14 protein-coding genes and 2 riboswitches are annotated in these 15,452 nt (G+C 38.1%); of the genes, 8 read left to right on the top strand and 6 right to left on the bottom strand.

What is annotated here, in order from left to right; genetic code table 11:
• The first annotated feature begins 7 nt into the window (after positions 1 to 7).
• Positions 8 to 334 (top strand): four-helix bundle copper-binding protein, encoded by a 327-nt coding sequence (locus VBD025_RS01110; protein WP_430788490.1) that lies wholly within the window; start codon positions 8 to 10, stop codon positions 332 to 334.
• Between the two features lie 247 nt (positions 335 to 581).
• Here VBD025_RS01110 and VBD025_RS01105 read toward each other — a convergent pair whose 3' ends face one another.
• The 3 genes from VBD025_RS01105 to VBD025_RS01095 all read right to left on the bottom strand — a co-directional run bounded on the left by VBD025_RS01105 (position 582) and on the right by VBD025_RS01095 (position 2,933).
• Complete coding sequence (locus tag VBD025_RS01105; RefSeq protein WP_430788488.1) at positions 582 to 1,340, bottom strand: sporulation protein; 759 nt, start codon at positions 1,338 to 1,340, stop codon at positions 582 to 584.
• Positions 1,341 to 1,427: 87 nt separating this feature from the next.
• On the bottom strand, positions 1,428 to 1,913 hold the full coding sequence (locus VBD025_RS01100; RefSeq protein ID WP_430788486.1) for a hypothetical protein: 486 nt from the start codon (positions 1,911 to 1,913) through the stop codon (positions 1,428 to 1,430).
• 9 nt (positions 1,914 to 1,922) lie between these two features.
• Entirely contained in the window at positions 1,923 to 2,933 is a 1,011-nt protein-coding gene (locus VBD025_RS01095) for a DUF3231 family protein (protein WP_430788484.1), read from the bottom strand.
• Positions 2,934 to 3,274: 341 nt separating this feature from the next.
• On the opposite strand from VBD025_RS01095, the gene VBD025_RS01090 reads away from it, so the two are divergent.
• From VBD025_RS01090 to VBD025_RS01070, 5 genes are all read left to right on the top strand, one after another.
• Positions 3,275 to 4,237, top strand: a complete 963-nt coding sequence (locus VBD025_RS01090) for an AAA family ATPase (protein ID WP_430788482.1) — start codon at positions 3,275 to 3,277, stop codon at positions 4,235 to 4,237.
• On the top strand, positions 4,237 to 5,505 hold the full coding sequence (locus VBD025_RS01085) for a DUF58 domain-containing protein (RefSeq protein ID WP_430788480.1): 1,269 nt from the start codon (positions 4,237 to 4,239) through the stop codon (positions 5,503 to 5,505). The genes VBD025_RS01090 and VBD025_RS01085 overlap by 1 nt, the downstream gene beginning before the upstream one ends.
• Positions 5,502 to 7,685: a DUF4129 domain-containing transglutaminase family protein gene (locus VBD025_RS01080; RefSeq protein WP_430788478.1), complete on the top strand. Its 2,184-nt coding sequence runs from the start codon at positions 5,502 to 5,504 to the stop codon at positions 7,683 to 7,685. The genes VBD025_RS01085 and VBD025_RS01080 overlap by 4 nt, the downstream gene beginning before the upstream one ends.
• Before the next feature lie 48 nt (positions 7,686 to 7,733).
• Positions 7,734 to 7,837, top strand: a riboswitch (purine riboswitch).
• Between the two features lie 257 nt (positions 7,838 to 8,094).
• Positions 8,095 to 9,630, top strand: a complete 1,536-nt coding sequence (gene guaA / locus VBD025_RS01075; RefSeq protein WP_430788476.1) for a glutamine-hydrolyzing GMP synthase — start codon at positions 8,095 to 8,097, stop codon at positions 9,628 to 9,630.
• 79 nt (positions 9,631 to 9,709) lie between these two features.
• Positions 9,710 to 9,810: riboswitch (purine riboswitch) on the top strand.
• 109 nt (positions 9,811 to 9,919) lie between these two features.
• Positions 9,920 to 11,254 (top strand): NCS2 family permease, encoded by a 1,335-nt coding sequence (locus tag VBD025_RS01070; protein ID WP_430788474.1) that lies wholly within the window; start codon positions 9,920 to 9,922, stop codon positions 11,252 to 11,254.
• Positions 11,255 to 11,760: 506 nt separating this feature from the next.
• Here VBD025_RS01070 and VBD025_RS01065 read toward each other — a convergent pair.
• Both VBD025_RS01065 and msrA read right to left on the bottom strand, forming a co-directional pair.
• On the bottom strand, positions 11,761 to 12,915 hold the full coding sequence (locus tag VBD025_RS01065; protein WP_430788472.1) for an MFS transporter: 1,155 nt from the start codon (positions 12,913 to 12,915) through the stop codon (positions 11,761 to 11,763).
• A 59-nt stretch (positions 12,916 to 12,974) separates the two neighbouring features.
• A complete protein-coding gene (gene msrA / locus VBD025_RS01060; RefSeq protein WP_430788470.1) occupies positions 12,975 to 13,508 on the bottom strand; it encodes a peptide-methionine (S)-S-oxide reductase MsrA in 534 nt (177 codons plus the stop codon).
• Between the two features lie 93 nt (positions 13,509 to 13,601).
• Between msrA and VBD025_RS01055 the strand changes: the two genes are divergently transcribed.
• Both VBD025_RS01055 and VBD025_RS01050 read left to right on the top strand, forming a co-directional pair.
• On the top strand, positions 13,602 to 14,315 hold the full coding sequence (locus VBD025_RS01055) for an MOSC domain-containing protein (protein ID WP_430788468.1): 714 nt from the start codon (positions 13,602 to 13,604) through the stop codon (positions 14,313 to 14,315).
• A gap of 52 nt (positions 14,316 to 14,367) precedes the next feature.
• On the top strand, positions 14,368 to 14,952 hold the full coding sequence (locus VBD025_RS01050) for a DUF2179 domain-containing protein (protein WP_430788466.1): 585 nt from the start codon (positions 14,368 to 14,370) through the stop codon (positions 14,950 to 14,952).
• 241 nt (positions 14,953 to 15,193) lie between these two features.
• Here the strand turns inward: VBD025_RS01050 and VBD025_RS01045 are convergent, their stop codons facing one another.
• Positions 15,194 to 15,433: a hypothetical protein gene (locus tag VBD025_RS01045; RefSeq protein ID WP_430788464.1), complete on the bottom strand. Its 240-nt coding sequence runs from the start codon at positions 15,431 to 15,433 to the stop codon at positions 15,194 to 15,196.
• Positions 15,434 to 15,452: the final 19 nt, after the last annotated feature.

The raw sequence follows: 15,452 nt of genomic DNA, 5'->3' as shown, positions 1-15,452 counted from the left end.
AATTATTATGTCCCATGAACAGTATCAGTCTGTAATTAAATCTTTACATGAATGTATGGAAACCTGTAACCATTGTTTTGACGCTTGCCTTCAGGAAGATAATGTGAAAATGATGGCTGAATGTATTCGTTTGGATAGAGAATGTGCAGATATGTGTGGATATCTGGAGCAGGCATTAGTAAGAAACAGCCCATTCGCAAGTGAGCTAGCCAACGTATGTGCAAAAATGTGCGAAGCTTGTGGGAACGAATGTAAAAAGCATGATCACGAGCATTGTCAAAAATGTGCAGATGCATGTTTCGCTTGTGCAGATGCATGTAAAAGTATCGCATAACTGAAGTTTCTTTTTGGTATTAAAAACATACTAAAAATAGTGGGGAAAGTCATCGGTTGATGATTTTCCCCACTATTTTTTATTAGACTGTGACAAAACTAAAATAAATAATTTGAGCGCAGACACTAAGAGGAGTATTTTGATGAAGCGATGTTATGAATTTTTTTAAAGCAAATAATCCGAACGGAATCATAAAGATCGCTCGGATTATGCTATAAATAATATTCTTTATTTCTATCACATATAGTTAACTGAACTGTTTAATTTTATTCCGAAGTTTGATTGCTACCGATTCAGCGCCTTCATTGATTTCTTGTTCCGTGAAGGTCATTTTTACAAAGTTTTCATCCATGTCCAGTGCTTCTGCAAATAACCCGCCAAGTCCTTTGGCGCGACGGTCAACCTGAAGGATTAATTCAATGCGATCTTCCGTTAAGAAGAACATAACTTCCAGTTCATCAAGGTCTCTTTTAAAGTCGTTACCAGGTGAAAATTCAAACTCCTGAACATAATTATAACGTTTGGAATACTCCATATCGACTTTTCGCATATGAAATCCAAGTTCACTTGTAAGAGCCTCCAGTATTACATGCATGCTACGATGTGGTTTTACCTGAATGTAATCTCTGTCACTTGGATCAACAGCGTTTGGCACATCCACGCCAGTTTGAATCCACACCTTGGTTTTTCCTAAAGTAGGGGGGGTGTGAATAGGTAAATTGAATCGAAAATCGACTTCCTTTTTCTCATCCTTGTTAATTTTAAAAGTACTCCCTACAGTAAATGAATCCAGCTTAACTTTTTGATAAACTTTCGAATCGTTAACTTCACGAATTGCCTGGGTCATCACAAATAGATTAATCTTATTTATTTCCTGTTCAGCGCTTCCTCCCTGAATAACTACTTTTCCAAGAACTTCTTCTCCAGCAATAAGGGAGTCGCTTTCCAATTGCGTGTCAACCTGAGCACTGCCAATTCCCACACTAGCTAACCATTTCTTAATCATTGAATTCCTCCTCTTTAAATCGCTATATAAAGATATACGGAGAAATAACATAAAAGATTCAAAAATATTTGAGTCTTACATACATGGTCAGCTTTTAAAAGAGGAAACTTTTAATAATACCCATTTAACACCTAAACCTGCTGCAATACCGATAGGGACTGATAAGATAGGCAGCCAAATTGGTCCTATTAACTGGCCCATTATAGTGAAATTTGGAGAGTAGACTACTCCTACTGTTGCGAAATAAGCAGAGAATACAAAAGGCAGAAATGCGAATGGTTTATTTTCTCCTTCGCCATCCTTATAGGCATCCCAAATCGCAAAAAAGTATAAACATGGATAGAACATCACCCACAGGTAATTTGTTTGCTCAATAGCTTTTTGTATTTCACCATGAAAACTTAAAATAATTACTTGATTAAAATTTGCCATCACGTTTACAACAAATTCCAAAATAATTAACACAATACCTTTTACGTATTTTTTGTTCAGTAATTGACCAAAACCGGGTAATGCCACACTCCATAGCAGTTTTTCTAATTTGTCATAACGGATACCATTTACGTTTGTCATGAGGCTGTTCTACTTCGCCAATTGCTTTCTGTCAGCAGCAATCGGCGGCTGCTCCAGCCAGCCATTTTCAATCATTAATTTGGCGCCATCATTAGAAAATCTAGCTATTTCTGCTATTAATCGAGTGTATTTTACTCCAAGGTCATGTCTCGGACTGCCGGCCATTGATAAGCCATATTGACCTATACCGGATGAGATGAGGATGGTGATTATAAACAACATTAATTTATCTGAGAATGGAGCTTCCTTCGAATTTGTTACTTCGGGTGTTGAAAGCACGGTTCCATTGGAAAGATAATTTTCATTTAATATTTTTGTAAATATATTCACATGCTTCCCGGATATATCACGACCTCGTTCAAAATAATCTCGTATTTTTTTTGATTGGGCAACCTGGCTGAATCCTGTGACAAGTGCCTGCCCTAATGAATTACGTTTCGTATTATACACGAGCAATGAAATCTCTGTGCCGAGTAACGGGCGTCTTTTTCCGAACCAGCCTGTTAAAAAACTGTTGTCATGCACAAACTTCACTTCCTGTGGTTTCGGAATATATGGCGCTCGAATATAAGTACCTTTTTCTTTTGCCAGTTCTTTTGTTCTTTTATGCAGAACTTGTGTATCAGTCAGCGATCTTGAGTAAAAATCAATAATATCGTTTCGGTCAGCAAGGGCTAAGGCTGCACTGAAAGACGCAAGTGAAAAACTGGAGATATTTAGGATGAACTCAAGATATAACTTATCTGTAAACAGACGAGGGGTGTCCAAATAAACGTCGTCCTCCGTAAATCCTTGAGGCACCGTGTAGTTTTCTTCCGTTAAAATGGCAGCCACTTCATATTTGCGTTCTTCAATTAGCGACAGCATGTACTCAAGTAAATCTTTGATTTGTAGATCGTCTATATTAACCAGGAAGCACTTTATTCCACAAATCATCATGGTATCTAGTTGATATGTAGACCACAAACTGGAAATTTCTGATGACGTGATTTCCACGTGCATATGTTCATTTGTTTCCATAATTAGTTACCTTCCTTTGCAGTGACCCTTCACCTGCATAGAGTTTCTCGTGCAGGAAAGGGAATACTGTTTTTCTTTAGTTTGTCAAAAAAGATTTTTCTTATACTAAAAGTCCTTATTCGTAAAAATTATTAGCGCGCATTTATCAAACAGTTAAAAATTTTATAGTTTTATCACCGTTTAAATTCGGAAAATTTTGTAGATACTTGCTAACATATCTGGTTATGTATGTGATTTATGAAAAATTTCCTATTATTCTGCTTTTACTTCATGAGTCTTTTTTAGTATAGTTGTAGTAGAAAACAAAGAATTTAGTTGTCTTATGGAAGGAGCATGAAATAATGAAGCAAGATACAGCGGTATACAATGAAAGTATTAAAAATGTTTTATCAAATATTAATAAAGTTATGATTGGTAAGGATGACGTGGCCAGATTGAGTCTGGTTGCTTTGCTCGCGCAAGGTCACGTGTTACTGGAGGACGTTCCGGGAGTTGGGAAAACCATGCTAGTTCGTACAATCGCAAAATCACTAGATTGTGATTTTAGAAGAATTCAGTTTACTCCGGATCTATTACCTTCAGATGTAACAGGAATCTCCATTTACAATCCGAAAGAGCTTGAATTTGAATTTCGCGGGGGTCCAATCCTCGGAAATATTGTACTCGCAGATGAAATCAATCGTACGTCACCTAAAACGCAATCGGCGCTATTAGAGGGAATGGAAGAAAAAAGTGTCACAGTTGACGGGAATACGCTAAGCCTGGCAAGCCCATTCTTCGTAATGGCTACCCAAAATCCAATTGAATATGAAGGTACATATCCATTGCCGGAAGCACAGCTTGACCGTTTTTTATTAAAGCTGAAAATGGGATATCCTTCTTACGATAACGAGCTTGAAATGCTTGAGCGTACGTCAATGAGCCATCCAATTGAACATGTTACGGCTGTAATGAGCCGCGCTGAACTTGTCGAAGTGCAGGAAGCGGTAAAAGAAGTATATATCGATAAAAACGTACAGAAATATATAATTAATCTGGTTACTGCAACAAGAAAACACCCATCAATATACCTTGGTGTGAGCCCGCGTGGATCAATAGCTTTAATGCGAGCTGCAAAAGCATTGGCTTATATTTATGGAAGGGACTATGTGCTTCCGGATGACGTGAAATATCTGGCGCCATTTGTGCTTTCTCATCGCGTGATTTTAACTTCTGAAGGAAAATATGAAGGGATGACAAGTGAAGAAGTAATCGCAGCAATCGTGGAAAATACCTATATTCCTATTCGAAAGGAATTTAATTAATGAGGGATACGGTTCAATTCATTGGTAAACTTGTCTTTATCGTGTTTTTATTTCTTGCGTTATTCTCCTATGCAATGTTTCAGGGAGGGTTTGTAAGCTGGTTTTTATTTTACAGCTTTCTCCCTATTTTCCTCTACTTATTCGGAATGCTCCTGTATCCGATTAAAGGATTATACGTCACAAGAAAATTATCCCATCATGTAGTAAGAGCTGGAGACAGCGTTCAAATTGAAATCATTATTAAACGCAATTTTCCATTTCCGTTATATTACTGCATCTGTGAAGAAGTATTTCCTGAGACATTAAACAAGGTTGATAACCGTGCTGACAAATATCAGCATATGGAGGACCCGTCAAAATTACAGGTCGTACGAAAGATAAAAAAGGTAGTATTTATTGGCTTTAAAAAGAAAGTGCGATTATCCTATCAGATAGCAGAAATACCGCGGGGCGAACATCAGCTATTTGCTATCCGCTTCAAAACAGCGGATTTATTTGGGTTTATTAAGAAGGAACACGTTTATAAAGTTTTTGACAATCTGATAGCGTATCCAAAGGAACATCAAGTTCATATAACTGAAAAAATAAATAGTTTTGAACAAGGCTCAATTTCTGCGCCAAACCAATCATTGAAAAATACAAACATAGCGTCAGGTATTAGAGAATACATGCCTGGGGATAAATTTTCCTGGATTGATTGGAAACAGACTGCTAGAAAAAATACGGTTATGACAAAAGAGTTTGAACAGGAAAAAAGTACGGATACAATGCTGATTCTGGATGGTTATCATCATCACAATCTTAATGTGTTAGCGTTCGAAGCAGCGATAGAAATGGCGCTTTCTCTAATGGAAACCATTCGAAAACAATCCTCGCAAATAGGGTTTCTTTCTATTGGGGAAAAGAATGTGTTTTTCCCGCTGCATCATGATCCTGCTAAGAAAGAGTTAATTCGTCAGCATCTGACGCAGCTGCAGCCAGGCGGTGAAAGGGATTTTTCTGGAACATTAGTTGAAGAAGCAAAACGGTTAACTTCCGGGGTGATTGTGGTAATAGTTACGACAACGATGAACGAAGAATTTAAACAGGCAGTAAAGCAAATGAAACAACGCTCCAAGCGGATAATAGTTTGCTTTATCGAATCCAGTAAGTTAATTACGGACGAGCAGCACCATATTATTCAGCAGCTGAAGTTTGAAGGAATAGTCATGAATATTATTACTGAGAAGCAGCTTGTTCAAAATAGGATTGAGGTGCGTGTTATATGATTAGTGCATCAGAAAATCAGCGGCCATTTATTTATAATGTGATTATGTACGTTGCTGGTTTAATTTTGTTTCTAGAATGGTTATATCCAGTAAAAGATATTACGGATACAAGTAATCTGATAGTTTTTATCTTATATGCTGTCTTCTGTTTTTTTATAACCTTAATGCAGATCAAATGGTGGGCATCTTTTTTAATAAAAGGAGCAGGATTACTTTATGCGATAAACGAGTTATATTTTGAAGAATTCTTATTCAGTAAAGAATGGTTTTACCATTTGATCGTTGAGGTTTCAACGAATCTTACTGCATTAGTAAGTCAGGACTGGTATAACTTATCACCAATGTTTCGCAGTTTATTATTTCTTCTGCTGATTTGGCTGATGAGTTATTTGATCTATTACTGGTTTGTTGCAATGAATCGAATATTTTTATTTGTGATGTTAACTTTCGTATATATTGCTGTACTCGACACCTTTACAGTTTTTAATGCAGATACGGCTATTATTCGGATATTTATTATTGCCTTTGTTGCTTTAGGTATTGCAAACTTTTTAAGGGAAATGGACCAGGAGTCAATTCGTTTTCTATGGATGAAAAAAGCTGCAGTGTGGGTCTTCCCATTGATAAGTGTTGTACTTCTTTCAACTTTGATTGGATATGCTGCACCAAAGCTTGAACCGCAATGGCCAGACCCTGTTCCGTTTATTAAAAGTACTGCTGAGGGTGCGGGTAATGAGGATGGTGGAACCGGATTTCAGAAAGTTGGATATGGAGAAAATGATACACAACTTGGTGGGTCGTTTATTCAGGATCAAACACCAGTATTCTATGCAACTGCTACAGAAGAGCACTACTGGCGGATTGAAACCAAGGATGTATACACTGGTAAAGGATGGATTAACTCAACAGAGCCACAATACGTCGAACAGGATCCGGGAAACATTTCCCTTGAGACGTTTAATGATAGCGTAGAGACGGAAGAATTATCCGCGAAGCTTGAATTTACTGGTAATGTACAGATTCCAAAAGTTATTTACCCATATGGAATCAACCAATTAAATACTGGCACGGATGTAACACTGCTGCTCGACCAGCTTTCGGAAGAGCTTGTTCCTGATGAGAATAGTGATACTAATTTTTTGTCAAAAACATATTCGATGAAATATGATAATCCTTCATTTGAAATTAATTCGCTGCGGAATGCAAGCGCCACAGATCCAGAAATGATTAATGAAGTATACACACAACTACCGGAAAATTTACCTGCACGGATTGGTGAATTGGCACAAGAGATTACTGTTGAGGCTGGAAATCGGTACGATAAGGCGGCAGCAATAGAGACATACTTTGGTCGAAATGGTTATGTATATAATACGAATAATGTTCCAGTGCCTGCAGAAGATCAGGATTACGTCGATCAATTTTTGTTTGAATCAAAAGTAGGGTACTGCGATAATTACTCGACGTCTATGGTAGTACTGCTTCGCACACTGGATATACCAGCAAGGTGGGTAAAAGGATTTACAAGTGGAGAACAGGTCGTGCGAGGCAGCGGTGAAGAACCGGATGTGTTTGAAGTGAGAAATGCTAATGCACATTCATGGGTAGAGGTATACTTCCCTGGAAAGGGCTGGGTGCCATTTGAGCCAACTCAAGGCTTTTCGAACTTAGCTGATTTTCAAGTTGATGTCGATGTTGACGTGGAGGATAACGAAACTCCGCCACCAGTACAAGAGGAAAAGGAAAAGCCAAAACCTGAAGAAGAGAAAGATACTACTGAACCAGCAGCAAGTAAAAATGAAAACATGGAGATCAACGGCTGGTATATTGCAATTGGTGTGATTGCGATTGTACTGCTTGCCTGGTTAATTTACTTCATGCGCTACCGTATTCAGTTTTATTTAATTGGAATGCGATTGAGCTCCAATAAAGATGAGAAGACATATCAGGAAGCTTATCATTTTCTGCTAAAGATTTTGGCAAGAAGAGGTTTGCCTAAGGAGTCTGGCCAGACATTAAGGGAGTACGCAAAACGGATTGATATGCGTTTTGAATCACAAACAATGAGGCGATTGACTAATTCCTATGAACGCATTCTATATACAAATGGGAATAATACTGGAGATATGGACAATCTAACCCAATTATGGAAAAATTTAATTAAACGGGTAAGGTCTTGACCGAGCATAATTGTGTGAGTAGAATAGACAAAGAAAAGTGAAGAAAAAATAACTAGCTGCAATGCCATTCATATATCCTCGGGTAATATGGTCCTGAAAGTATCTACCAGTGCACCGTAAATGCACTGACTATGAAGGCGAAATCTCATAAAAGGTACGTTTGGTATGCCTGGATTTCTGCCTTTATCGCAATACTATAAAGTAATTTACTTAATAGATATTGCGCGATAAGGTAGAAGTTCAGGTTTTTTGCAGATAAGAAAGTAAAAATCCTTTCTTACTGCATAAGTGCAACTAAGGTTTTCGCCATTGAGTCTTGGCGATAAGCCAAGTTTTCAAATACATAAATAAAGTATAAAAAGTTAGAGTGAATGAAGATTCTTTCTACTAATTAATAAGGAGCGATGACATGGAAACGAACGAAATGATTCTGGTACTGGACTTTGGCAGTCAATATAATCAGCTGATCACGAGACGCATACGTGAGTTTGGTGTTTATAGTGAATTGCACTCGCACAAACTAACTGCACAAGAAATTAAAACCATGAACCCAAAAGGAATTATTCTTTCAGGTGGTCCACATAGTGTTTATGACGAAAACAGTTTCCGCTGCGACAAAGAAATTTTCGATTTAGACATTCCGATAATGGGAATTTGTTACGGTATGCAGTTAATGACATTACATTTCGGTGGAAATGTTACAAAAGCTAAAAATCGTGAGTATGGTAAAGCGATGATTGAACTGAATAATGATCCAGTGTTGTTTAAAGATTCGCCAGCTAAGCAAAGCGTCTGGATGAGTCATGGGGATAAAGTGTTAGATGTTCCAGAAGGATTTCAAATAGATGCGACAAGCCCTTCAACTCCAATCGCTGCTATGAGCATGCCAGATAAAAAGCTATATGGTGTACAATTTCATCCAGAGGTACGTCACTCTGAGTATGGAAATCATCTATTGAAGCAATTCGTCTTTGATGTATGTCACTGTGATGGTGAATGGACAATTGAGAATTTCATTGATATGGAAGTTGCGGCAATTAAAGAAAAAGTTGGAGATCGCAACGTACTTTGTGCGTTAAGTGGCGGGGTGGATTCCTCTGTAGTTGCAGCACTAATCCACAAAGCAATCGGCGATCAGCTGACATGTATATTTGTTGACCATGGCCTGCTTCGTAAAAACGAAGCTGACGATGTAATGAAAGTGTTTAAAGATGATTTTAATATGAATATTATCAAAGTTGATGCACAAGAACGATTTTTATCCAAGCTTAAAAATGTAAGTGATCCAGAAATGAAACGCAAAATAATCGGTAACGAATTTATTTACGTGTTCGATGATGAAGCAGGGAAATTAGAAAACATGGATTTCCTAGCTCAAGGTACATTGTATACAGATATTATTGAAAGTGGTACAGATACTGCACAAACCATAAAGTCCCATCACAACGTTGGTGGTTTGCCTGAAAATATGCAATTTGAGCTGATTGAACCACTGAATACGTTATTTAAAGATGAAGTGCGTGAACTGGGACTGCAGCTAGGATTACCAGAATTAGTTGTTTGGCGTCAGCCATTCCCAGGTCCAGGACTAGCTATCCGTGTCCTTGGAGAAGTAACACCAGCAAAACTGGAAGTGGTTAGAGAATCAGACGCAGTTTTACATGCTGTTATTAAAGAAGAAGGGCTAGACCGTGAAATCTGGCAATATTTCACCGTATTACCTGACATTCGCAGTGTCGGTGTAATGGGTGATGCACGAACTTACGATTATACAATTGGTATACGAGCAGTAACATCGATTGACGGTATGACTTCAGATTGGGCCCGAATACCATGGGATGTCATGGAAAAAATTTCAAATAGAATTGTAAATGAAGTGGCTCACATTAATCGCGTTGTTTATGACGTAACCAGTAAGCCGCCAGCTACTATAGAGTGGGAATAATCCAATTAAACGAACGTTAAGTTATTTTTTTGACTTAACGTTCGTTTTCTGTTGACTTCATTGAATTGTAATAGTACAATTTAATTAATCGAATAGCATGCGTATAATTATGGGGATATGGCCCAGAGTTTCTACCAAACTACCGTAAACAGTTTGACTACGCAGGTAAAGGCTAAATGGATAGGGGTTTTTCTATTTCTTTTCATTGCTTTTTTCTGTGCGTGGTTTATGGTAGCACTCTTGAAATATTCAAGTGTGCTTTTTTTAATTTAGACTGGGGGAGAAAAGGATGAAGAAGTACTTTCACTTTGAAGAGTTAGGCACGAATTATAAAACAGAATTTATGGCAGGATTAACTACTTTCCTTGCAATGGCGTATATTTTATTTGTTAACCCAGCTACATTAGCATTAGTTGGAGTGGAAGAATTGCCTGATGGAGTTACCCGTATAGATCAGGGGGCGGTTTTCGCTGCAACAGCTATTGCTGCAGCAGTTGGTTCGTTATTCATGGGAATAATTGCGAAATATCCAATTGCACTTGCTCCGGGAATGGGGCTAAATGCATTTTTTGCATACACTGTTGTTTTAGGGTACGGCATTCCGTGGGAAACTGCTTTAGCAGGAGTATTGGCATCTGGACTTATATTTATGGTATTAACGTTAACTGGACTTAGACAAAAAGTAATTAATGCAATTCCAGCTAGCCTGAAGCTTGCTGTTGGGGCAGGAATTGGTTTGTTTATCGCGTTCATTGGTTTCCAGAATTCGGGAATCATCGTTGGAAATGACGCTACACTTGTTGGATTAGGCGACTTGACGTCTCCAACAGTTTTGCTGGCAATCTTTGGCATTTTCATTACCGTCATTCTGTTAACATTAAATATTAAAGGTGGCATTTTCTTTGGAATGTTGCTGACAGCAGTTGTAGGTATTATTTTCAATCTGATTGATCCGCCTTCAGGGCTTGGTGGTATTGTAGGTGAGGTACCAAGCATAGCGCCAACGTTTGGACAGGCGCTTGCACATTTTGACGACATTTTCACCATGCAGATGCTTGTAGTTATCTTAACGTTTTTATTCGTTGATTTCTTTGATACAGCAGGTACACTAGTTGCTGTTGCCAGACAAGCAGGTCTAATGAAAGATAATAAATTACCTCGTGCAGGTAAAGCGTTATTTGCTGATTCTACGGCAACAGTTGTTGGTTCGATTGTTGGAACATCGACAACTACTTCGTATATTGAGTCAACTGCTGGTGTAGGAGCGGGTGGACGTTCAGGTTTTACAGCCGTTGTTACAGCAGGGTTCTTTATTTTAGCGTTGTTTTTCTCTCCGCTGTTAAGTGTTGTAACTGCAGAAGTAACTGCGCCAGCCTTGATTATTGTCGGAGTCTTGATGTCTTCTGCGCTGAAAGCAATTGATTGGGATCGGTTTGAAATTGCAGTTCCTGCGTTTTTGACTATCATTGCGATGCCGTTAACGTATAGTATTGCGACTGGTATTGCGTTAGGGTTTATCTTTTATCCGATTACGATGATTCTGAAGGGACGCATTAAAGAAATAAATCCGATCATGTACTTGTTGTTTGTTATATTTATATTATATTTTGTTTTCTTAAGCTAAAATAAACAGGAATTGAAAAAGGCTGACGCAGTTACTGCGCCAGCCTTAACTTTTAGAGAACCACCTTTTTCAGGGCGGTTGAAAAAGTTACATGTAGTACGAATTAAGTGGATCTACGATAGCATTTTCGAATATACTTCGCTTTCCGCGGGCACGGCTTCAGCTTCCTCGGATAAGCAAAGAACGCTTTCCTGTGGGATCTTCAGCTCGCGCTGTTCCCGCAGGAGTCTTCGTATATTCGAAAATGCTAAGTAATGGTAAAAAGATAAAATTTCAATATCCACCACTTTTTCAGTGAACATTTCTTTTTGCACAGGATACCATATAATGAAGCACCTGCATTTTTCAGTCTACTAAAGTTGATGGGTAACTTAAATACCGAACGTAATGAAATATAATTTAGCGCAGATATTAAGCGAAGTATTTTGACGAGTGGTGATAAGAATTTTTTTACAGCAAATAATCCGAACGAAGTCGAAAGCTTCGTTCGGATTATTATATTCTTACTATACTGTTTTTCCATAAGGCAGTAGATGATATAGTGTGAGCAAAATTGTTCCGGTCAATGAGAAACAACCGATTACGGTATATAACACATCGCCGCCGAATGCATCGAGTAAAGAACCTCCTAGAAGAGACCCGATAATCCCTGAAACGCCAAAGAATACTGCGAAAAACACCAGGTGACCCGTTGATTGCAGAAGCGATGGGATTAGCCGTGAAATGTATTGGAATGAAGCCAAGTAGAAAACCCCGAAAGTTATTCCATGCAGAAACTGAAGCGCAATAATGTAAAGAGGGTCCTCGATTGATGCATAGACGAACCACCTCAAGCTGTAAACTGCCCCAGCAAAAATGATAAACACTAATGAATGATATTTTCTAAACCATTTACCAGCAAATGCAAAAACTACCGCCTCACTTGCAACGCCGACAAACCAAGCTAGTCCAATTAAGCCTTCACTTCCACCTAGCTGTGATATGTATAAGCCAATATAACTATCATTTGCTCGGTGAGAAATTGATATAAACATAATAATTCCAAGAAAGATGATAAACGGCTTATTGGTAATAATCTGTCGTACATCTTTTAACTGAATTGGATCTGATTCGACTTTAACGTCGGTAAGCCGAAAAATAACTAATAGTGCTACTACCCCGAAAAATAGATATGGCCAAATCATGTACTGAATTCCCACGGAAGATAATACCTCGCCGACAATTAATGAGGAAGAGGCAAATCCAATGGATCCCCACATCCGAATACCGCCAAAGGAAACATTCAGATCATCTGATCTTCTTTGAGCAAGGCTGTCACCAAGTGCGCCAATGGGTGAGGTGAAGAAATAAAAGACTGCTCCCATTAGGATAATGGCAATTAAACCATTCGTCTGAAAGAATAGTACACTACTTATGAGGAGACCTATAATGCATATTAATAGTGTGTATTTGACGGTTTTATATTTATCACTCATGTAACCCCAAAAGGGCTGGGCAAAAATGGATGCCAGTGGCCCGACTGCTAATACCCATCCAATTTCCGTACCTTCTAATCCTTTATACTGCAGATACAGTGGTAAAAAACTAATGATAATTGTGTTTGAAGCGTGAAAGCTGAATAATAGCATTTTCAGTGGAACCAACGAATTATGTTTAGTCAATATACAGACCTCCTAACCTAGTAGTTAATAGAAATAAGAATAAAATTTTGTCAGGAAGTTTAATCGTTTTGCCACACTTCTTCAATGAACTCATCACGGCCGGATTTAGCCCGGTCTTTTTTATATTCCTGTTCATTTGTTTTGTAAAAGTCCTGATGGTAATCCTCGGCTGGATAAAAGGTTGTGGCAGGTAAGATTTTTGTGACAATTGGTTTCTTGAATTTTCCGCTTTGTTCTAAATCTTCTTTTGATGATTCAGCAAACATTTTCTGCTTGTCATTATGGTGGAAAATTGCAGTGCGGTAAGAATCGCCGCGATCGTGAAATTGGCCCCCAGCATCTGTAGGATCAATTTGCTGCCAAAAAATTGTGATGATTGTTTCGTATGTAATGATTTCTGGATCAAAGGTAATCTCAACCGCTTCGTAATGTCCGGTTTCTCCCGCTTTAACAACTTCATACGTCGGGTTATCGACGTGTCCGCCGGTATAACCGGAAACAACTGCGTGAACCCCGTCCCATTTATCAAATGGTTTTACCATACACCAGAAGCATCCCCCGGCAAATGTTGCCTTTTGTAATTCTTTTACCATAAAATCAATCCTTTATTTGTATAATTAATAGAAGAGAATTATAATTTTAGTTAAGTCCAACAACTATATCATAAAAAAGGAGTGGCTGGCACGATGAATGCTCCGTATATACATAAAATTTTAACCGGAAAAGTAAAGAAATTAGGTAATCCAGATGCTAGTAATCGTTTAGATAAGCCATGGGAAAGTGGTATGTTTAAAAAGGAAGTGGCAGGGAATTGTTGGCTAAGTATATCTGGTCTTGAACATGATGAAGTAGCAGATAAAAAGAATCACGGTGGTCCTGAGAAAGCAGTCTTCGCGTATCCAATAAATCACTATACGTTTTGGCAAAAAGAGCTTGATACAAACGAAATCGGAATTGGTGCGATGGGAGAAAATCTTGCTTTACAGGAGGTTGACGAGTATTCTGCTTGTATCGGCGATACGTTTGAAATTGGCGACGCAATCATTCAAATAGCGCAGCCAAGGCAGCCTTGCTGGAAACCAGCGCGCAGATTCCGTGTAATGGATTTGGCGCTGCAAATTCAAAACAGTGGGCGAACCGGCTGGTATTTTCGAGTATTAAAAGAAGGTTTTATTCAAAGTGAGAGTAAAATGAATCTTGTAGAGCGACATTATCCACAATGGACGATTGCAGCTTGTAATGAAATAATGCATGTAAAGAAAGATGATTTGATTCAGGCTGAGGCACTCGCTTCGTGTGAGTTACTTGCTCCAAATTGGAAACAGACACTCAGCAAACGGTTAAGCGGACATAGATCTTCTATAGCAAATCGGGTATATGGACCGAATGCAGCAGATTAATGTAAATGCATTGTCTGCAGCAAGTTAAAGTTAATTAATGGAGGGTTTTGGATTGCTTGAAAATGCGTATGTAATGGTTGGTATTATTTTAGTTGTAAACGTTATTTATGTTTCCTTATATACACTTCGAATGATATTGACACTGAAAGGTCGACAATATATTTCTGCCTTCATAAGTATGTTTGAAGTCGTTGTATATGTAATTGGACTCGGATTAGTGCTTGATAATTTAGATGAGATTCAGAACCTGGTCGCATATGCGGTAGGTTTTGGATTAGGTATTATTGTTGGATCGAAAATTGAAGAAAAGCTTGCACTTGGATATATCACGGTGAATGTTGTTTCTTCCGATCCAAACATCGAGTTTACACGAAAACTGAGAGATTTAGGCTATGGTGTTACGAGCTGGTATGCTTACGGAATGGAAGGCGACCGTTTAGCTATGCAAATTTTAACACCTCGAAAATATGAATGGAAGTTGTATGAGTCGATTCAAAAAATAGACCCGAAAGCTTTTACGATATCCTATGAACCGAAACAGATTGTCGGAGGATTCTGGGTCAAACAGGTCCGAAAAGGAAAACTGGGAAAGAAGAACAATCCAGGAACAGGTGAAGAATTTATACCGAAAGACTAGTAAGAGCGGGCTGTTTGCCTGCTCTTTTTTATGCTTATAGCAGATAAACACCTGTAGAATAAATCGCCAGATCAGTTGAAAACGATTTTCAATCGAATAATATCACAGCATTTTTAATATAACAAACGCTGCTTTGCCCTAGCTACAATGCGGAAATCCAATCACTAACAAAGGTATAATGGGCATCACGAGGTTTTTATTTTGTTTTTACAGAGTTGTCCACATTATCACCCGAAAAATTTTATTCAGTAACATAGATAGTTAGGAATAACAGATAATATACAACAATAAAGATAATTTTACCTAGAGAATGTCGGTTGAATAACCCTAACCCTATACATAGTATTGAAAAAATAATAAATCCAATTCCATTTATTGAAACAAATAGTTTATCTGTTAGTAAAACAAAGATAGAGATAACCGCTATAATTATTGTGAAAATGTTGGTTCGTTTATTGTTTATTTCTTCTTTATTATGCATATTATCCTTCTCCTCTAAA

The organism is Virgibacillus flavescens (assembly GCF_050574275.1).
Taxonomy (GTDB): Bacteria; Bacillota; Bacilli; order Bacillales; family Amphibacillaceae; genus Virgibacillus_F; species Virgibacillus_F flavescens.
This window is presented reverse-complemented; position numbering and strand designations above follow the sequence as displayed.